General features: G+C 54.9%; 13 protein-coding genes. 11 read left to right on the forward strand and 2 right to left on the reverse strand.

Features of this window, described 5'->3' with window-relative positions; translation table 11 throughout:
* Positions 1-56: 56 nt before the first annotated feature.
* From IEW65_RS04150 to IEW65_RS04160, 3 genes are read left to right on the forward strand one after another with little or no spacing between them, the layout of a single operon-like run.
* Positions 57-4607 carry an EAL domain-containing protein gene (locus IEW65_RS04150; protein ID WP_188638219.1) on the forward strand — a complete coding sequence of 1517 codons (4551 nt, stop codon included), beginning with the start codon at positions 57-59 and terminating at the stop codon, positions 4605-4607.
* The gene (locus tag IEW65_RS04155; protein ID WP_188638220.1) at positions 4604-6094 is read left to right on the forward strand and encodes a GAF domain-containing protein; all 1491 of its coding nucleotides are present in this window, start codon (positions 4604-4606) and stop codon (positions 6092-6094) included. The genes IEW65_RS04150 and IEW65_RS04155 overlap by 4 nt, the downstream gene beginning before the upstream one ends.
* Positions 6084-6689: a biliverdin-producing heme oxygenase gene (locus IEW65_RS04160; protein WP_188638221.1), complete on the forward strand. Its 606-nt coding sequence runs from the start codon at positions 6084-6086 to the stop codon at positions 6687-6689. The genes IEW65_RS04155 and IEW65_RS04160 overlap by 11 nt, the downstream gene beginning before the upstream one ends.
* Here IEW65_RS04160 and IEW65_RS04165 read toward each other — a convergent pair.
* The gene (locus IEW65_RS04165; RefSeq protein ID WP_188638222.1) at positions 6625-8727 is read right to left on the reverse strand and encodes a S9 family peptidase; all 2103 of its coding nucleotides are present in this window, start codon (positions 8725-8727) and stop codon (positions 6625-6627) included. The genes IEW65_RS04160 and IEW65_RS04165 overlap by 65 nt on opposite strands.
* 62 nt (positions 8728-8789) lie before the next feature.
* On the opposite strand from IEW65_RS04165, the gene IEW65_RS04170 reads away from it, so the two are divergent.
* The 8 genes from IEW65_RS04170 to IEW65_RS04205 all read left to right on the forward strand — a co-directional run bounded on the left by IEW65_RS04170 (position 8790) and on the right by IEW65_RS04205 (position 19799).
* Positions 8790-9215 (forward strand): hypothetical protein, encoded by a 426-nt coding sequence (locus IEW65_RS04170; protein ID WP_188638223.1) that lies wholly within the window; start codon positions 8790-8792, stop codon positions 9213-9215.
* Between the two features lie 27 nt (positions 9216-9242).
* Positions 9243-10022, forward strand: a complete 780-nt coding sequence (locus IEW65_RS04175) for a class II glutamine amidotransferase (RefSeq protein WP_188638224.1) — start codon at positions 9243-9245, stop codon at positions 10020-10022.
* Between the two features lie 164 nt (positions 10023-10186).
* Positions 10187-11860 carry an AMP-binding protein gene (locus tag IEW65_RS04180; RefSeq protein WP_188638225.1) on the forward strand — a complete coding sequence of 558 codons (1674 nt, stop codon included), beginning with the start codon at positions 10187-10189 and terminating at the stop codon, positions 11858-11860.
* Positions 11861-11957: 97 nt separating this feature from the next.
* Complete coding sequence (gene hrpA / locus IEW65_RS04185) at positions 11958-15977, forward strand: ATP-dependent RNA helicase HrpA (RefSeq protein WP_188638226.1); 4020 nt, start codon at positions 11958-11960, stop codon at positions 15975-15977.
* A 106-nt stretch (positions 15978-16083) separates the two neighbouring features.
* Positions 16084-17208 (forward strand): beta-ketoacyl-ACP synthase III, encoded by a 1125-nt coding sequence (locus tag IEW65_RS04190; protein WP_188638227.1) that lies wholly within the window; start codon positions 16084-16086, stop codon positions 17206-17208.
* Positions 17209-17270: 62 nt separating this feature from the next.
* Positions 17271-18089 (forward strand): MlaA family lipoprotein, encoded by an 819-nt coding sequence (locus tag IEW65_RS04195; RefSeq protein ID WP_188638228.1) that lies wholly within the window; start codon positions 17271-17273, stop codon positions 18087-18089.
* Positions 18090-18097: 8 nt separating this feature from the next.
* Positions 18098-19291 carry a PP2C family protein-serine/threonine phosphatase gene (locus tag IEW65_RS04200; protein WP_188638229.1) on the forward strand — a complete coding sequence of 398 codons (1194 nt, stop codon included), beginning with the start codon at positions 18098-18100 and terminating at the stop codon, positions 19289-19291.
* A complete protein-coding gene (locus tag IEW65_RS04205) occupies positions 19281-19799 on the forward strand; it encodes an STAS domain-containing protein (RefSeq protein WP_188638230.1) in 519 nt (172 codons plus the stop codon). The genes IEW65_RS04200 and IEW65_RS04205 overlap by 11 nt, the downstream gene beginning before the upstream one ends.
* A gap of 80 nt (positions 19800-19879) precedes the next feature.
* Here the strand turns inward: IEW65_RS04205 and tal are convergent, their stop codons facing one another.
* Entirely contained in the window at positions 19880-20818 is a 939-nt protein-coding gene (gene tal, locus IEW65_RS04210) for a transaldolase (protein WP_188638231.1), read from the reverse strand.
* Positions 20819-20877 lie beyond the last annotated feature (59 nt).

Raw genomic sequence — 20877 nt, forward strand, 5'->3', positions numbered from 1 at the left:
GCTAGCGAGCTGTGTAGACTGGGGAAAAGACCTCTCTCGATTAGCAAAGGAACCTCATGACTGCTGCAACTTCCGCACCAGTACCGCCTATCGTCGTCGGTATTGGTGCCTCTGCGGGCGGGCTCGAAGCCATCTCAAAATTGATTCGCCCGTTGGATCCTACATTGCCGATGGCTTATGTAGTGCTGCAGCATGTCTCGCCCACGCATAAGAGCATGCTGGTGGATATTCTCAGCCGTGAAACCCGGTTGCGGGTCATGCGGCTTGAAAACCACCAGCGCCCTGAAGCCGGTGTTATCTATGTGGTGCCTGCCAATACGAATGCCACGATTAAAGACGGTGTGTTTTACACCACGCCCGCGTTGCCGCATGTGGTACCAAAGCCGTCAGTCAATGATTTTTTTACTTCGCTTGCCAGTGATGCCCATGAGTCCTCTGTGGGCATCGTGCTATCGGGTACCGGCTCAGATGGGACCGCGGGGCTTCGTGCTATCTTGGCCGCTGGTGGCATCACGATGGTGCAAACGCCTTCAAGCGCTAAGTATGACGGTATGCCGCAATCTGCGATTGACGCCGGTGTGATTGATTACATTCTCGACGTGGAGGAGATGGCATCGCGGCTAGCTGAATTGGCGCGCCTTGAATGTGCAAGCTTAGAAGGGAATCAGGTTGATGTACCTCCGCGCTTGTTGACGCTATTAAAAGAGCGCCGAAAGCTCGATTTTTCGGGATATAAACCTGGCACCCTGAGTCGCCGTATCCGCCGTCGTCTAGTGGCGACTAACGTCTCTGATATGCAGCAGTACGTTGCGTTAATAGAGAATAATCCCGCTGAGCTAGAGCAGCTGGGACGCGATATTCTTATCTCCGTGACCGCTTTTTTCCGTGATACCAGCGCGTTTGATGCTCTCAAAAAAGCGATCCACCCGATGGTGGAGCAGGTAGAAACCGGTCCCTTGCGAATTTGGGTAGCTGGTTGTGCCACCGGTGAAGAGGCTTACTCCATTGCACTGTTAATCGCCGAGGCAAAGCGGGCATTAGACAGTCAGGTTGTCGTGCAAATTTTTGCCACGGATATTGATGAGGATGCGCTGGAAATTGCTCGCCGGGGTCGATATTTGGGCGCTGCCCTGGATGCTCTACCTCCCGCTTTATTAGCGCGCTATTTCACCCCCCATGAACAAAATTTTGAGGTCAATAAAACGCTACGCGATATGATTGTGTTTGCTAAACACAATTTAGTGGATGATCCACCATTTTTACGTTTAAACCTCATTACCTGCCGTAACGTGCTGATCTACTTCGATAATGATCTGCAGTCGAAAGTGCTGCAACGTTTTCATTTTGGTCTTAAAGTCAAAGGCCTGCTCTTTTTAGGTCGCTCTGAAAGTGTGGGGTATTCGGAAGCGCTGTTTACCCCATTAGACCGACGCGAACGCCTGTTTAGTAAGCAAGGTGAAAGCCGCGAGTTAGTCGAACAAACGCCAACGGCTAAGCGAATTGTCGCGCCGTTGAAGCGCCGTGATCGAGATATGCAGCAGTTGCTGGATGCATTGGTCGCCCATATGGGGGCCACCGTCGCGCTTTGCGATGCCCAGGGTAATGTTCAGCACTCCGCTGGAGACGTGAAGCGCTTTCTGCATTTCCCAGCAGGTCGCACTCAAGTCGGTATTCAGGATGTCATCATTGACCCCTTTCGGGGCGAGCTGATGTCATTGCTGCATCAATTCAATAAGCAGCGCGCCCCACAGCTAGGGCGTCGACGGCGCTTTGAGCATGAGTGGTGGCGGTTAAGTGTCCGTGGATTGACCGAGCAAGATGACGACCACCGTATCCTCATGGTGTTAACCCCGCTGGTGGAGAGTGAAAAGCCCGTCAGTGTGCCGCTTGACCAGCTAATGGAGCCCGCCCAGCTTGATGGGATGGAGAGTCTTGAAGATGAGCTGGAAGCCACTAGAGAACACCTGCAGTCGCTCATTGAAGAGTTAGCGACTGCCAATGAGGAGATGCAGTCGCTCAACGAAGAGGCCCAGGCGTCTAACGAAGAGCTGCAGGCAACCAATGAGGAGCTAGAGGCCTCCAATGAAGAGCTGCAAGCCACGAATGAAGAACTGATTAGCTTGAATGAAGAGCTGAATGTTAAGACGGGTGAGCTGACCAAGCTCAATGATGAATATACGTATCTCTACGATGCGCTGGATTTTCCGCTGCTCGTGTTTGATAGCGACTTTTGCCTGAAGCGCTATAACGCGCCTGCGGCACGTTCGTTCAACGTGCGACCTACGGCGCTATTGCGTCATGTGTCGGGCCTGCGTTTACCCCCTGTGTTTAATGATCTGGAAGAGACGCTGGTGAGTGTGTCTCAGCAGGCAACGCCGGAAGAGAGTGTACTGGAGCTGGAGGGGCGACTACTGCAGCGGCTGATTACCCCTGGGGTAAATCAGCTCGGCGAGGTAGAAATACTGGTCGTCACTCTGATGGATGTTACCGACCTCAGCCAGGTACAGGCCAAGCTAAGACAGTCCCAAGCGCAGCTGCACGCGTTGATGGAAAGCAGCACGGTAATGATTGCGCTAAAAGATCTTAACGGGCGCTATACGTTTGCTAACCCTCAGTTTTTAAATACGTTTGGCCTGACCCAAGAGCAACTGATTGGTCACAATGTGTTTGAGCTATTTGACGATGCTTACGCTGGGTCGGTGTGGTCACGGGATATGGAAGCCGTGCGCTTTCAGCAGATCGTTGAGGCCGAGCACATTCTGCCCAGTGATGGGGGCAGTCCGCGCATTTTATCCTGTGTACATCAGGTATTAAGAGACGATAAGGGGCATCCTTATCTTATTCTGACGGAATCAGAGGATATCACCGCCCGCAAGCATGCTGAGCGAGAAATGCTGGTCGCTGCCAAGGTATTTGAACAGGCGGGAGAAGCCATTGTCGTCATTAACGCTCGAGGTGATATCCAGTCAGTGAACAATGCGTTCAGCCGTATTACGGGATATGCCGCAAGTGACGTTGAAGGCCAGCCTGCACTCCCTTTGCTGTACTGCGAGGATGAAAACCAAGGCAGCGTGCAAACCCCTGAAACGTGCTATGTGCTGTGGGATATCGTTCAGCAGCACGGCTACTGGCAGGGGGAGGTGTTTAATAAACATCGTGATGGAACACTATTTTCCCAGTGGTTAACGCTCAATCTTATTGCGCCAGATAGCCATGATGATGGGTTATGCGTCGCCGTTTTTTCAGATATCAGCCATATCAAAGAGTCTCAGCGCCAGGCGGAGTACCTGGCCACACACGACGCCCTCACAGGCTTGCCCAATCGCACGCTGTTCCAGGATCGCTTGCAAGTAGCCATTGCCCATGCAAAGCGCAGCGAACAGCTAAGCGCACTCATGTTTTTGGATTTGGATAACTTCAAAAGCATCAACGACACCCTAGGGCATGACGTGGGGGATGAGCTTTTGATCCAAGTCGCCAATCGGCTAAAAGAGCTGGTTCGGGATATGGACACCGTTGCCCGGTTGGGGGGAGACGAGTTCACGATTATTCTGGTGGATACCACCATCGAAGGCGCTGAGCAGGTCGCTAAACGCATTGTAGAAGCACTCTCTAAACCGTTTGAGGTGCGCCGACATGCGCTTTTTGTGACGTCTAGTATTGGGTTGGCTTTCTGCCCTGACGATGGTGACGATGTCGCTGGGCTAACCAAAGCCGCCGATACGGCCATGTACCGTGCCAAAGAGAATGGCCGTGACCGGTTCGAGCTGTTCAAGCCGGAGCTTCAGGCGCGCTTGATGCGTGATGTCGCGATCGAGCATGCCCTGCGTGAAGGCATGGAGCATGGCCGTTTGCATCTTGTGTACCAGCCAAAGTTTGTCTGCGTGAAGGAGGGCCGTTTATCCGGTGCAGAAGCGCTGTTGCGCTGGTACGACCCCACGCTTGGCCAAGTGAGCCCCGCTGACTTTATTCCTGTGGCAGAGGCGACAGGGCTGATTCTGGAACTGGACCGTTACGTGGCACTGCTCTTGGTACGTCAGCTTGCTAAATGGCGAGACGAAGGGTTAACGCCGCCTCCTGTTGCCATGAACGTGTCGGCGCGCAGCTTCCAAGAAGAGCGATTTATTACCCACCTGTTTAGCTGTTTGAAACAGTACCGGGTCCCGTACTCGCTGATTCAAGTTGAAATCACTGAAAGTACCTTGGTAGACCGCTCCAGCTCAGCATTAGGCAATATTGAAAAACTGCGCGAAGCGGGTATTAAGCTGGCAGTGGATGACTTTGGTACCGGCTATTCATCGCTTGCCTACTTAAAGCGGCTGCCCTTAGCCGAGTTGAAAATCGATAAGAGCTTTGTGGACGGGCTAGGTGGTAAAGATGGCGGAGATCAAGCCATTGCACTTGCTATTCTGGGTATGGCCAAAGCGCTGGGTATCCGTACCGTGGGCGAAGGCGTAGAAACGCCTGCCCAACTGGCTTGGCTGATTGAAAATGGCTGCGACTTTGTCCAAGGTTATTTGCTCTCTATGCCCTTAGCGCTGGATGATTTCACCTCAGTGATTGTTGCCGACGCCAGTGATCACACTCTGCAGGATGCCTCTTCATGACTCAGTCGCATGGTTTTATTCATCAGTGTGAGCAGGAGGAACTGCATCTTTCTGGAGCGATCCAGTCCCATGGTGTGCTGATGATCACTGATATGGCAGGCAAGGTAACCCATGTATCGGCCAATGCAGATAGCCTGTTAACCGATCCACAGGCCCATGTTGCACTTGGGTATCCGCTTCCTGCGTTTTTGCACGACATTACTGCGGCACTGCCTGAACTCAGTCCAGGTGAGCGTTACATTGGCCAGTGTGATACGCCTCATCAAGAGTTCGATGTTGTCGTGACAAGCCATCACGGTAGCGGTTGTGTATATGAGCTTTATCCTGTCGACGCCCATTCTGCGCCGATGGTGGCCGTTAGTGGGGCTGTGTCTGTACCAGAGAGTGCCGATGAGCTGGCGGTTCAGTGTCAAACGTTGATGGATAGCCTGCTGGCGCTGAGTGGTTTTGACCGAGTGCTTTATTACCGTTTTATGCCTGAGGGCGATGGCGAAGTGCTCGCCGAGGCGTGTCGAGAGGGTGTCGCGGGCAGTTATCAAGGGCTGCGGTTTCCCGCCAGCGATATTCCCTATATTGCGCGTCAACTCTATTTGAAAAACCCCTGGCGCACGATTCCTGATGCCACCGCTGCACCCGTGCCGATCTATTCAGCCAACGCGGATGCGACACCTGACTTAAGCTATGTCGATTTACGCAGCGCATCGCCCATTCACTTAGAGTATATGGCGAATATGGGGGTAGGCGGTGCCATTTCTCTGCCCATTATCCAAGCCGGAGAGCTTGATGCGTTGATCTCTTGCCATTCAGCATCTCCACGGCAGTTAACGGTTAGCGAACTAGAAGCGATGCGAGGGCTGAGCGAAGGATTTAATTTACGCCTGCGTGACTTCAAAGCGCGCCGACGCCAGCAGGTGATTGATGGATTGCAACGCCACTTTGACCATGCCAAAGCGGTATTGATGCGCCATGGCGAATTGGAAAGCGCTTGGGAAGAGCTGAGCGAATGGTTAATGGAGACCTTTGGAGCCGATGGTGTGATGCTTCAAATGGACCAAGAGTATTATCAGCACGGGATAGGCTTGACGCCCGATGCGATGAATATCGTAGCGCAGCAGGCAGCGAATGAAGCTTCTAACGTCTGGATGAGCGATTGCCTTCAACGCGATTGCGCTGAGATGCCGCTAAGCGAGGTAGCAGGGGTCGCTTTAATTAGTGACCTGCCATTAGACCAGCATCACTCCGTCAACTTGTATCTGTGTCGCTTAGAGCATATTTACGATGTGACGTGGGGAGGAAATCCTGATAAGCCTGTGGATTATCGGGACGGTGGAAGCGTCGTTTCACCACGACGCTCCTTTGAATCCTGGGTTGAACAGCGCCTTGGGCATAGCCGACCCTGGACCGCGAGTGCTCGTCTTTATCTCTTTAAGCTGCGCGCGTTATTGCGGCAAGCTAAGAGCATGCCGTGGAGTCACGATGCAGAGTAGAGACGATGGGTCACTGGCGCAGCAGCTCAGGCAAGAGACGAAAGCTGACCATCATCGTGTGGATCATCATCCGGCATTGCGTCATCTCCTCCGCCCCGATGTTAACAGGGCAATCTATGGAGCGGCGCTTACCTGTCTGTACCCTGCGGCTGCAGGCCTTGAGCGTGCGCTCAGCCAAACGATAGTGGAGTATAAGAGCCACTATACGCTGACGCTGCGAGAGCCGTTGCTGGGCCATGATTTACGCAAGCTAGGTCAGCCGGTGCTTCCTGCGTGGCGCTTCTCGGCACCTGCCAGTCTGTATGAAATGGTTGGCATGCTCTACGTGCACGAGGGTTCACGTTTAGGGGGCGAGGCGATTGCCTGCCACGCCAAGCGTGCTTTGGGTGACCAGATTCCGAGCCGATTTTTTTCCGAAATGCCCCTTACACCCGCCGCGTGGGCGGGTTTTTGGCAATTTGCCGAGGCCATGTGTCCACTAGACTCATGGCCCTGGGTCATTCAAGGGGCTCAGCAAGCGTTTAGGGAGTTTACTGAGGCCTTGACGAATGCACTTCCCGCGACGCCTCCGCTAGCCCTAGTGCCCACAGAATAAACGCATCCTGGCGAGCGGTATCGCGCCACGCCTTAAACCTTCCCGATGCGCCGCCGTGGCCGCTGCTCATATCGGTATGTAGCAGAGTAGGTGCAGCTCCTTGCTGTGCCTGACTCACGCGAGCGTAGAATTTAGCGGGTTCCCAGTAGCTAACGCGGGTATCGAACCAACTGCCTTCAATCCACAGGGCGGGGTAATGCTGCTCACGAATATTGTCGATGGGGGAATAACCGGCGATGCGTTCAGCCACATCGGGTGCTTCAGGATTACCCCACTCGGTGTACTCGGCGGTGGTGAGCGGCAGCTCTGGGTTCTGCATGGTGCGCAGCACATCCAGGAAAGGCACATCCAACACCGCCGCGCAGAAGGCCTCCGGCGCACGGTTGATGCAAGTACCCACCAGCAGCCCGCCTGCACTGGCACCGCAGGCGACTATCCGCTCAGGCTGGCTGATATGGGTGGCCACAAGCGCTTCACGGGCGGCTAAAAAGTCGTGAAAGCTGTTCTCTTTATGAGCCATTTTGCCTTCTAAGTACCACGGTTCGCCGCGCTCACCGCCGCCGCGCACATGGGCTACAGCAAAGGCCACGCCGCGCTCCAGTAGCTCTAGGCGGGCAATCGAGAACCAGGGGTCCAGCGCTTCACCGTAAGCACCGTAACCGTATAACAGGGTGGGCATTGGCTGGCCTGCCAAGTCTGCTCGCATGACCACCGATACCGGGACTTGCTCGCCGTCGTGACTAGTGGCCCATACTCTGCGGCTAACTAACTGTTCAGGCGCCAAGTTGCCGTGAACGGGCACCTGTTTTAACAGCGTGCGTACACCGCTATCGAGGTCTAAGGCATACCAGCTCGGTGGGCGGGTAAACGACTCCTCGCGCAGGTGCAGCGTGCGCGCATTAAAGTGTGGCGAGTCTTCCAGCAGCTGTGAACAGGGCGTTTCGGGCAGTTCAATGTAGCTATCAAGCAGCGTTTGATGGTGACTATCCAGCTCCAAGCGCCGCAGCAGTACCTGCGCATCCTGATGGCTTCGCTCAGCAAGTACCAAGCCCCACTCAAACGCATCAACCCCCTCCAGCGTCGCGTCATCGCGATGCGCAATCAGCGGCTGCCAACTGGCGTTATCGTGTTCGCCGCGCATATCCAGTTGAAAGTGGGGGCCCGTCTGGTTATGCAGGCGATAAAAGGTTCCAGGGCGATGATCAATGCTGACCTCTACGCCCGATTCGCGGGGGTGCAGGCAAATGAGGGCCGTATCGGGCTGATCAGCAGGCAGGGCGAGGACTTCAGTAGTATCTTTTGAGCCGCTTTCGATGATGAGCCACGCTTTAGAGCGCGTCTTGCCTACCCCTACCCAAAACTCGGGATCAGGCTCTTGAAACACGAGTGCGGGGGCGTGCGTAGGCGCTTGCTCAGCAAATTCAATCCAAAGACGCCACAGGCTATCCGGGCGTTGGGTATCATCAAAGCGGGTGAAGAGTAGCGTTGCGCCTGCTACGTTTTGATCTTCTGCCCAACAAACGCTGGGGCCGATATTGGTCAGTAGCTGGCGCGGCGTGCCGTTAGGTAACGCTTTTATCCAGAGCGTAAAGCGCTCATCGCCCTGGGTATCTTCGGTCCAGGCGAGCCACTGCTCATCTGGGGAGAGGGCCATATCGCCCATGTCGTAAAACGGCTGCTCGGCGGCGCGTTCACGAACGTCTAGAAAGCAGGTTTTTTGCTCAGGCTGGCCGTTGGGATAGCGCCACCAGCAGGGGTAGTCATCCTCAGCACCGGTCTCGCTCCAGAACGTAAAGTGGTCAAGCGCTGTCTCTAAACTTTTCACAGCCAGTTCGCGGCGCGCTAGATGCGATTGGTAGAGGGTATCCGCCAGCGGAGCGAGCGGAGTAAACCAGTTGGCATGCTGCTGGTTGGCCGCAGTGAGAAAATCGCTAACATCAGGGCTATCGCGCTCTTCTAACCAGTGCCATTGCGGGTCATCGGCGCGATAATAGCGCGCGACGGGCGAGCCTTCGTGCATACCAGGCTGTGCTTTCATAAATTGATAGGTACCATAACGGGAAATCAACGTCGGGTGCTTCCACCCACATGAGGGGTATTATGCTGTTTGCAGACTCAATGTCACTGCTGTGGTTAAGTTATTACGGTCTTTCGCTGCTGGTGCTGTTAGCGGTTTACTTTGGATTCGGATTTTTGCCGCGTTTGCCGCGTCTAGTCATTACATGGTGTGCGGCAGGAGCCATGTGGATGCCTGCCAGTTATCGGCTACCGCTCGTTGAAGAGGGCGAGTTCTACAGCGGTTGGGCACCGTCTGCCATGGTAGCTGCCGTCGGTTTTTTTGAACACAGTGTCAGTGCTTTGCGTAATGGCTTGCTGTGGTTGGTGTTAGGCGTCGCGCTAGGGGCTTGCATTGGTATCGCCCTTTGGTGGTGGCGTCGCCCTGCGTCCGTTGAAGATACGCCCGCTCGCCGCCACGTGGAGGAGGAGCCACAGCCTACTCGCCGCCGCGAGCCGGTGATCCGCTAATGCGACTGGCATCAAGGGAGTGGGCCAATGTGTGAATTACTGGGTATGAGTGCCAATGTACCCACCGATATTTGCTTCAGCTTTTCTGGTTTTCTACACCGCGGTGGGGGCACGGGCCCTCACCGTGATGGGTGGGGGATCGCCTTTTATGAAGAGGGTGGCTATCGCGATTTTCGAGACCCTCACCCTTCGGTGGATTCACCCATTGCCCGCTTGATCTGCGATTACCCGATTAAATCCAATGTGGTCATCAGCCATATTCGCCAAGCCAACGTGGGCGGTGTTCGGCTGGCTAATACCCACCCCTTTACCCGTGAAATGTGGGGTCGACCCTGGTGCTATGCCCATAATGGCCAACTGAGTGACTGGCAGGCATTGCCTTTGGGGGTCTACACACCGGTAGGTAATACAGATAGCGAACACGCTTTTTGCTGGATAATGGGCGAGCTGCGAAGGGCGTTTCCCACACCACCGGCTATCCCAGAAGTGCTATGGGAAAAACTGCACGCGCTGTGCGAGCAGTTAAGGGGCCTTGGCGTTTTTAATTTACTCCTCTCTGACGGCGTCTATCTTTATAGCTACTGCTCGACCAAATTAGCACACATAACTCGGCGTGCTCCTTTTGGTGAGGCGGAGTTATCTGATGCGGAAATGACGGTTAATTTTATCGAGCACACGACGCCTAACGATATTGTTTCAGTGATTGCCACCGAGCCACTAACGCAAAACGAGGCGTGGCACAGGATGGTGCCAGGAGAGTTGTTGGTATGGCGTGAGGGAGAAATTGACGCTCGATACTGTCCATAGGGTCAACTGCCTTGTTGACTATAAGCTAAAGTTGAAACGCAAGTTTCAATCGATCGTTTTACACTCTCTTGAACGTCGTATATCGTTGTCGTTGAGTCTCTTTAAATAACCTCATCACAATAACAAGGTCGGTCTCACATCGACACGGATAGCGGAGATAGCCCATGAGCGAACACGCCAATAACCCCATTTTAAGCGGACCTGCGCTTGAAGGATTGGATCAGTACCACTCTGTTACGGATGTTTTTCACTCGGCGGTCTCGCGCTTTACCCAAAAGCCAGCCTTCACCTGCATGGGCAAGACGCTTACTTTTTCCGACCTTGATCGTCTTTCAGCCCACTTTGCTGCGTGGCTCCAACACGAGACTGACTTGGTGCCGGGCGATAGAATCGCGATCCAACTGCCTAACGTACTGCAGTTTCCTGTGGCGGTGTTTGGTGCGATGCGTGCAGGCCTCGTGGTTGTAAACACTAACCCGCTGTATACCGAGCGGGAGATGGCTCATCAGTTTAAAGACTCCAACGCCAAAGCCATCCTGATTCTGGCCAATATGGCTGACAAACTTGAGAAAGTGCTCGATAAAACGGATATCAAGCATGTGTTGGTGACGCAGTTAGGTGACCTGCATGATGCGCCAAAGCGTTGGTTGATTAATGCGGTGGTGAAGCATGTTAAAAAAATGGTACCGGCGTATTCGTTGCCGAGCGCTGTGGGCTTCCGTGATGCATTAAAGAAAGGCGCATCGCTTAAGCACACCCCTGTTGAGCGCACTCTCGATGACTTGGCTGCGCTACAGTACACCGGTGGCACCACAGGTATGCCTAAAGGTGCGATGCTGACTCACCGTAACTTGGTGGCCAACATGCTCCAGGCGCGCTCAGCAATTGGTGAGCATCTCACTGACGGTGAAGAGCTGGTGATTGCACCGCTGCCTGTGTACCACATCTATACGTTTACCGTTAATTGCCTATTTTTGATGGAAACTGGCAACCACTCATTGCTGATTACGAATCCCCGCGACCTGCCTAATTTCGTTAAAGAGCTTAAGGGGCTGCCGTTTACCGGCTTTATCGGCCTCAATACGCTTTTTAACGCGCTGTGTAATCGGGACGATTTCAAACAGCTCGACTTCTCTAAGTTAAAACTGACCATTTCAGGCGGCATGGCGTTGACCAAGGCAGCGGCTCAGCGCTGGGAAGAGACGACCGGTTGCCCGATTGCCGAAGGGTATGGCCTGACGGAAACGTCGCCGATTGTGAGCTTCAACCCCAACGATGCGATCCAATTGGGCACGATTGGTAAGCCAGTGGCGGGTACCTCGGTGAAGGTAGTGGATGCCGACGGTAACGACATGCCGTTTGGTGAGCCGGGCGAACTCTGCGTTCAGGGTCCCCAGGTGATGAAAGGGTACTGGCAGCGTGAAGAGGAGACCCGCAACGCCATCGATGAAAACGGCTGGTTCCATACTGGCGATATCGCCGTGCTGCAGGACGATGGCTACATCAAGATCGTTGACCGTAAAAAAGACATGATTCTGGTGTCGGGCTTTAACGTCTACCCCAACGAAGTCGAAGACGTCGTGGCTGCGCATCCCGATGTATTGGAAGCCGCCGCCGTCGGCGTTGCTGATGAGAACGCTGGGGAAGCCATCAAGCTGTTTGTGGTCTCAAAAAACAGCCAGCTCGATGCCGAAACACTGCGCGCATGGTGCAAGAAAGAGCTCACAGCCTATAAAGTGCCGAAATACATCGAGTTCCGCGACGAACTGCCAAAAACTAACGTCGGCAAGGTGCTACGCCGCCAGTTGCGCGACCAAGAAACGTCCAACGCTCCATAAGGGTTGAACGCTCGGTCAAGCTGGCGTTAGGCGTCTCGTTCGCGAAAGCGTTACAATGGTCGGCCCACTCTAAGAGTGGGCCGACGTTCATTCTGAGATGGAAACCGAGCCTAACGTGACCACCGACACGCACTCCTCCCGCATTGATACCCCACAAGACCACGCTCACGCACTCACCGCGCTTAACGAATCGCTAAGCCACGTTATGCTGCGTGATCAAGAGCGGCTATCGCGTCGTGTGGCTGGCCTGCGGCGTCGGCAGCGCGAACAAAAGCCCATTGATCGTGGCTTGAGTGAGGTGCAGCGAGAAGTCGATAAAGCCAAGCAGGTGCTGGCTCAGCGCGAAGCGCTGCGCGTGATGCTGGATTACCCAGCGGAACTGCCGGTAGTGGAGCGTCGTGACGATATCCTCACCGCGATTCGTGACCATCAAGTGGTGGTCGTGGCAGGGGAAACCGGCTCGGGTAAAACCACTCAGTTGCCCAAAATGTGTTTGGAGCTTGGCCGAGGCCGAAAAGGGTTGATTGGTCATACGCAGCCACGGCGGCTGGCTGCGCGCAGCGTTGCAGGGAGGCTGGCAGAAGAGTTGAGCGTGCCGCTTGGCGAACAGGTGGGCTATCAGGTGCGCTTTAACGACCAAAGCTCGCCCAGCACGCTCGTCAAACTGATGACCGACGGCATCCTGCTGGCTGAAACACAGCACGACCCGCTGCTACTGCGTTACGACACGCTGATTATCGATGAAGCACACGAGCGAAGCTTAAACATCGACTTCTTGCTGGGGTATCTTAAACGGCTGCTGCCCAAGCGCCCTGATTTAAAAGTCATCATCACGTCGGCGACCATCGACGTGGAGCGCTTTGCGGCCCATTTCGGCACGCTGAAAACGCCAGCGCCAGTCGTCGAGGTGTCGGGTCGCACGTTCCCGGTGGATGTCCACTACCGCCCGCTGGTGCGCAGTGAAGAGGATGAAGATGACCGCACGCTGCAGGAGGGCATTTTGCATGCCGTGCGTGAGATCGAAACGATTGAGCGGGAAAAAGGCTGGCTGCACGGCCCCCGCGATGTGCTGGTATTTCTACCCGGCGAGCGGGAGATTCGTGAAACCGCCGATACCCTGCGCCGCGCGGATTTAAAAGGCACCGAGATTCTGCCGCTGTATGCGCGCCTCTCCAATGAAGAGCAAAACCGTGTGTTTGCTCCTCACCGTGGGCGGCGCATCGTGCTGGCGACTAACGTGGCTGAAACCTCCCTCACCGTGCCGGGGATTCGCTACGTGATTGACCCTGGCCTGGTACGTATCAGCCGCTACAGCTACCGGGCAAAAATCCAGCGGCTGCCCATTGAGCCGGTCAGCCAGGCGAGCGCCAACCAGCGTAAGGGCCGCTGTGGCCGGATTGCAGAAGGCGTGTGTATTCGTCTCTACGACGAAGAGGATTTTCTATCACGTCCTGCATTTACCGATCCGGAAATTCAGCGCACCAACCTAGCATCGGTCATTCTGTCGATGCTGGCGCTCAAGCTTGGCAATATTGAAGACTTTCCCTTTGTTGATCCGCCCGATGACCGCTTTATCAAAGATGGTTTCCGGCTGCTGTTTGAGCTGGGTGCGGTGAATGATAAACAGCAGCTGAGTGCGCTGGGTCGTAAGCTGGCGAAGCTGCCCATCGACCCGCGCTTGGCACGCATGGTGTTAGCGGGTGCAGAGCGAGGCAGCCTGCGAGATGTGCTGATCGTGGTGTCTGCGCTTGCTATTCAAGACCCCCGCGACCGGCCCGCCGACAAGCGGCAAGCCGCTGACCAAGCCCACCAGCGCTGGCACGATCCGGATTCCGATTTCGTTGCGCTGCTGAATTTATGGCATGGCATCGAGAATGCGCGTGAGGCGCTGTCAGGTAACCAACTGCGACGTTGGTGCCGTGACCACTACATTAACTATCTGCGCATGCGCGAGTGGCACGATACCTTCCGCCAGTTGCGCCAACTGCTGAGAGATATGGAGATTGAGGTGCCCGCGCCGCTGCCTCGCGATGAGAACGAGAGCGAAGAGCAGGCCAAGCAGGCGCGGCGAAAAACATCCGGCAAGCTGCATCAGGCGCTGCTGTCTGGCCTTTTATCCAATTTGGGCACGCTGCTTGAAAACCGAGAGTACCTTGGCGCGCGCAACCGCAAGTTTATGATTCATCCAGGTTCTGGGTTGGCGAAAAAAACACCCAAATGGGTCATGGCCTTTGAACTGATCGAAACCACGAAGCTATTTGCACGCACCGTGGCCAAGATTGACCCGCAGTGGATCGAGCCCCAGGCACAGCACTTAGTAAAAAGCAGCTACAGTGAGTCCCATTGGGAAATGAAGCGTGCTCAGGTGGTCGCATTTGAGCAGGTTACCCTGTTTGGCCTGCCGATTGTGGCGCGCCGTCGCGTGCATTACGGGCCGATTGCACCTCAGGAGTCGCGGGAGCTGTTTATTCGTCGGGCGTTGGTGGAGGGTGAGTTCCAAACCAAAGGGGAGTTCTTTGCCCATAACCGTGCGCTAATCGAAGAAGTAGAGGCGTTAGAAGATCGCGCTCGTCGGCGAGATATTCTGGTGGACGAAGAGACGCTGTTCGCCTTCTATGACGAGCGAATCCCCGCCGATATCGTTAACGGTAAGGGCTTTGAGCACTGGCGCAAGCAGGCCGAGCGACAAGATGCCAGGCTTCTCAAGTTTGATATTGAAACGCTAAAAGCCAGGGATGCCCACGACGTTACCCAGGCGCAGTACCCCGATCACTTAACCCTTTCTGGGGTGGCTTACCCGGTGAGCTACCACTTCGACCCGGATGCCGACGACGACGGCGTGACGCTTACGGTGCCCGCCGCCATGCTGCCGCAGCTGCCGGTACATGCCTTGGAGTGGCTGGTGCCGGGGTTGCTGCGTGAAAAGTGCATTGCGCTGCTGAAATCACTGCCTAAAAGCATTCGCCGCCAAGTCGTGCCGATTCCTGATTGGGTCGATGCGGCGCTGGAAACACTTGTGCCTGATGAGCGACCGCTCACTGAAGCGCTAGGAGAGTTCATTCGCCGCCGCACGGCCACCCGAGTTCACCCGGACGATTGGCGTCTTGATCTGCTGCCGCCGCATCTCATCATGAACGTACGGGTCGTTGACCATGCGGGCAAAACATTGGGCCAAGGGCGCGACGTGCGTGCGCTGGAGCGACGTTTTGAAGAAGCTGCCAGCGCAGGTGCTCAGGCCTTGGCCGACCAGGCAAGCCAAGCACCTGCATTGGATGAGTTACCGGAGTCGCCGCTGCCCGAGTCGCGAGTCACGACGCAAGCGGGCATTCGAGTAGAAGCCTACCCAGCACTGATGGCCGAGGCCCATAGCTTTAAGGTGGCGCTTTTTGATCATCCGGCGAAGGCGGCGGCGGTTCACCAGGAAGGTGTGGCCCGTTTGGCGATTGCTAAGCGTCCTGAACAGGTGAAGGTTATAAAGCGCTTACCCGGAGTAGAAAAGTGCGCGTTACTCTTTGCTAAAGTGGGGAGTAAACAGGCTCTCGTGGAGGATTTACTGCTCGCAGTCTTCACGCAGGTGGTGGCCCATCATCCGCTGCCGCGCTCTGCCCATGAGCTTGCCGAGCGGCTCAAGGCGACCGAAAGTGAGCTGGTTCCTTATGCGACCGCGCTGCTGACCCGAATCGAAGAAGCACTGAAAGGGCATTTGGCGGTGACCAAAGTGCTTAAAGGGAAGCTCAATTTTGCTCTAGCGCTCGTCTACAGCGATGTTAGCGCACAGATGCAGCGCTTGGTCTATCCTGGCTTCATTCGCGATTCTGGCGAGTGGCTTAGCGAGTATCCGCGCTATACCGAGGCGGCCCTGATTCGCCTCGAAAAAGCGGCCCGTGAACGCGGTCGCGACCAAATGATGATGCACGATGTCCAAGCTATGGAAGCCCGCTTCGATGCACGACGAAAAAGCGAGCGCCGAGGTGCCGCTGAAGATCCGGAGCTGGTGGCGTTTGGCTGGTGGATACAGGAGCTGCGAGTGTCGCTATTTGCTCAGCAGTTAGGCACTCAGATGCCGGTATCCCTTAAGCGTTTGGAAAAGCGTTGGGAAGAAATTACCAGCGTTTAATAGCGCAAACCAAACGCACAGAGAGGGCAGGGTGAAAATCCTTGCAAGATGTTATTTTACGGACGGTTTCAGCTATGTGCCTTGAGGCCGCAATAAGGAGACAGGCATGACCAATGTAGTGATCACCGGTACAGGACTCTACACACCGGAAAACGCCATTGATAACGCGGCGTTGGTCGCTGCTTTTAATGCGTGGGTCGACATTCATAATACGCAGCATGCGGAGGCCATCGCGCGCGGAGAACACGAAGCGCTCGCATACTCCAGCAGTGAATTTATTGAAAAAGCCTCGGGGATTAAAAGTCGTTATGTGCTAGATGCAGCCGGTATCCTTGACCCTGAGCGTATGCGGCCTAAACTGCCCCAACGTGATAATGACGAACCGTCTATTCAGTGTGAGATGGCCACTCAGGCAGCGCGGCAAGCATTGGAAACTGCACAGGTGAATGCCGCTGATATTGAGCTGGTGATTGTGGCCTGCTCCAACTTAGAGCGTGCCTACCCGGCGGTTGCGGTAGAAGTGCAACAGGCGCTGGGTACTTCCGGCTACGGTTTTGACATGAACGTCGCCTGCAGCTCCGCCACGTTTGCCTTGGAAACCGCGGCGAATGCGATTGCCTCGGGCAGCGTTAAACGTGCTCTGATTGTGAATCCGGAGATCTGTTCGGCGCATTTGAACTTCAGAGACCGTGACAGCCACTTTATTTTCGGCGATGCTTGTACGGCTATGGTACTGGAAAATAGCGATGTTGCCGTGGCCAATGAGCGTTATGAAATTCTTGGAACGCGACTCGTGACCAAATTTTCGAATGCGATTCGCAATAACGCAGGCTTTTTAAACCGCGTGACCGATAGCGACCCGCAGGCGTTAGACAAGCTATTCGTGCAAGAAGGACGCCGTGTATTTAAAGAAGTGTGCCCGATGGTGGCCAAACTCATCACCGATCACCTCGCTTCGTTAGAGCTATCAGGGGCGGATTTAACGCGTATGTGGCTACACCAAGCCAATCGCCACATGAACGATCTGATTGCGCGTAAAGTACTGGGTGAAGAGCCCAGTGAAGCACAGGCACCGATTATTTTGGATCGCTATGCCAATACCAGTTCTGCGGGTTCGATCATTGCCTTTCATCTTCATCGTGAAGCGTTATCGGCCGGGGATATTGGCGTTATCTGTTCGTTTGGTGCGGGGTATAGTGCTGGTAGCGTGGTCCTACGTCGCCAGTCATAGGTGGATCTTGCCGATCACCGGTTGTGTTAGGAATAGCGTTTTATGTTGAAAGAGGAAATCGCATGCTGAGGTTGTTGGCACCGCAAAAAGAGGCTCCAGGCACTTGGCAGAAGCTGCTGCCTATACTATTGCTAGCCACGCTAAGCATGGGTGGATGTGCCAGTGCCGGCTCTTCTCAAGGAGATGCCGCACAGGAGCGTGTAGCGCCAGACCCGCAAGACCCGTGGGAAGGCTTCAACCGGCGTGTGTTTGAATTTAATGACGTATTGGATCGCTATGCCCTCAAACCGGTTGCGCGTGGGTACAAAGCGGTCACTCCAGACCCTGTGCAAACCGGTGTAGGAAATTTCTTCTCTAACTTAGGCGAAGTCCGCACTGCACTGAATAGTTTGTTGCAAGGCAAGCCAGCCAATGCAGGGTTGGCAACCTCCCGTTTTGTGATTAACTCCACGGTGGGTATTGGTGGCTTGCTGGACTACGCCACGCTGATGGAGATCACGGCAGATAAAGAAGATTTTGGCCAAACGTTGGCCGTGTGGGGTTGGGAGGATTCGCGCTACTTAGTTCTGCCCTTGCTAGGCCCGCGCACGCTACGAGATGCCTCGGGCCTGCCGGTTGATTTTGCAGCGCACCCCATTACGTATATGGATGATCACCAACTGCGTGCTGGCTTAACGGCGCTCGATATTATTCACCTCCGCGCGGGCTTGCTAGACCAAGAGTCACTGATTTCCGGTGATCGTTACCGCTTTATCCGCGATGCCTACTTACAGCGCCGTCAATTTGAGGTGAATGACGGTGAGCTAGGTGACGACCCTTTTGCCATGGACGAGTTTGATTTCGACGATACCGACTTCGGTGACGACGACTTCGCCGATTGAGGCCTAACATGGATCACGCTAAGCAGTTGATTGCGGTAATCGACGAGCCCGGCACTGAGCGTGATGCGCTTGCTGAGGCGATTACCTGTGACGGCATGTGGGTGTTTGCAGCTGATAACATTGACCACTTGCCGAGTGGCACCGCACTGATTGTGGCCCACGCCCGTGCCGTGCCGCGCCAACAGTGGTCACAACTGACACATCGGTTGCCCACCCTTGTCGTCAGCGACTCGCGCCAGGATGCTGACTTGATAAAGGCGATTGATGTGGGATTGGTGGACTATATAGTGCATCCGTTGCGCCACACAGAGCTGTTACGCCGAATGATTCGCAAGGCGATTGAGCTTCATACCCTGGCTCAAGAGCGAGATCGCGACCGTGAGCGCTTGGCGGAGCTGAATGAAAGCCTAGAGACCCACTTGGCATTACTGCGTATGGATCAGCAAAGCGGTGGTCATATACAGCGCCGCTTGCTGCCAACGCATCCTAAAGTGATCAACGGCGTTTATTACGACTACTGGTTTGCCCCCTCGCTCTACCTGTCAGGGGATTTTCTCGACTACCAGCGCTATAACGACCGCTTTAGCGCGTTCTATTTTGCCGATGTCTCGGGCCACGGGGCATCGTCTGCGTTTGTCACGGTCCTGCTGAAGTACTTGTGTAACCGCTGGTTGAACGAGTGGGACGGCCAGGCGCCAGAGCAGCTGCCGCCTCATTGGCTGGCGGCAATGAATCGTGAACTGCAGGATACTGATATTGGAAAGCACGCCACATTATTTGTAGGCGTTATTGACCATGAGGAACAGACTCTGCACTATTCGCTCGGTGCACAGCTACCCATGCCGTTATTAGCGGCCGATGGTAAGCTGGAACGATTAGCTGGGGAAGGAATGCCTGTAGGTCTTTTCCCTGATGTGGAGTATCCTTCGCTTAGCTGTGCTTTACCGGCCAACTTTCGGTTGTGGCTGTGTTCAGACGGTGTATTGGAATGCTTGCCGGGTAAAACGCTCGACACGCGGCTCACGGAACTTGAGCAACTCGTTAGCGAAAGTGTCACGCTTGAGCAGCTGCGCGACCGGCTAGCCAACACCAACTCGCTCTTGATAGAGGGCGATGAGGATGATGAGGCGAACCAAGACCGCGATGCTTTACCCGATGACCTGACAATCATGATGGTGAGCGGATTTGGTCATGCTGATTGAAGAGGGCCGCATTAAAGCGGCGTTCGATTCCGGTGTTTTTGTATTAAAGCTATGTGGTGATGTGCGGTTAACATTATGCGCCACCCTAGATACCCAAGCGCAACGTCTTGCTGAAACCCCTGGTCTCCAGGCGGTGATGATTGACCTGCGCGAGGCGACCAATGTCGATTCAACGGCGTTAGGTTTCCTGGCTAAAGTGGCAATGGCGGTGAAAGGGCGATTAGAGCAACCTCCCACTATTATTGCGAACAATCCCGATGTGCGTCAGATGCTCGACGTCATGGGATTTGCGCGCTTTTTTACCCTGATGGAAGCGCCGCTCAAGCAATCCGCCACGCTGAATTCATCAATGGAAGACTTGCCCGCTGAGCCTGCTGATGAAGAGGGACTGCGCGACCGTATCCTTGAAGCACACCGCATTTTAATGCACATGAATGAGCATAATCGCGAGCAGTTTCAGCCGTTGGTGGAGATGCTGGAAGCGCAATCTACGGCGGTACATAAGTAAAACGCCCTCTTACCCGAGAGGGTAGAGGGCGCGCTAACGATGTGACTATCGATAGGCCTAGATGCTGTGTTGGTCAGCATTTACTGCTTACGCAGCGTACTCAATAGCTCTTCAAGCTTACGCTGGTCCGCCATAAATTTGCGAATACCTTCCGCCAGCTTATCCGACGCCATTTCATCTTCGTTCATTTCCCAGCGGAAATCTGCCTGGGTGAGCGCTTGTTCTACCGAGCTGCTGGCACCCATGGGCGTTAGCTGCTGCGGAAGTTCTCCCTCTAGCTCATCTAGCTCGTTGAGCAGCGCGGGGGAAATGGTTAAACGATCGCAGCCTGCCAAGGCTTGAATTTCACCTATATTGCGAAAGCTAGCACCCATGACAATCGTCGGGTAGCCGTGGCCTTTGTAGTAGTCATAAATACGCTTAACCGACTGCACGCCTGGGTCATTGGCACCGCTAAAATCAGCCTCCGGCGAGCGTGCCTTGTGCCAATCGAGTATACGACCCACAAACGGTGAAATCAGCGTTGCACCCGCATCGGCACAAGCCTGTGCCTGAGCAAAGCCAAACAGCAGCGTTAGATTGGTGCGAATCCCGTCGCGCTCAAGCTGGCGGGCCGCCTGGATCCCTTCCCAGGTCGATGCCATTTTAATCAAAATGCGCTCAGGGCCGACACCATGCTGTGCATAGCGCTCAATCAGTGAGTGCGCTTTAGCAATGGTGGCGTCGCGATCAAATGATAAACGGGCGCTCACTTCGGTAGAGACGTAGCCGGGTACCAGCTTACTGATCTCGCTACCAATATCGACCGCGACACGATCGACGGCATCGTTTAAATCAGTGCTCTCCTTGGCAATACTCGCCAGACGAGCGCGGCGCTCTTCCTGCTGGGCAGCTTGCAGGATCAACGATGGGTTGGTGGTGGCATCCTGGGGCTGGAAGCGACGAATAGCCTCAAGGTCTCCGGTATCAGCCACCACGGTGGTCATCTCTTTTAATTGGCTTAATAGGCTAGTGGCCATGCAGTGCTCCTTGGTTGTCCTTGAGGTACTTTAGCAAGGCGCGCGCGTGACGAACAGGC

The organism is Vreelandella lutescens (assembly GCF_014640815.1).
GTDB classification, from domain to species: domain Bacteria; phylum Pseudomonadota; class Gammaproteobacteria; order Pseudomonadales; family Halomonadaceae; genus Vreelandella; species Vreelandella lutescens.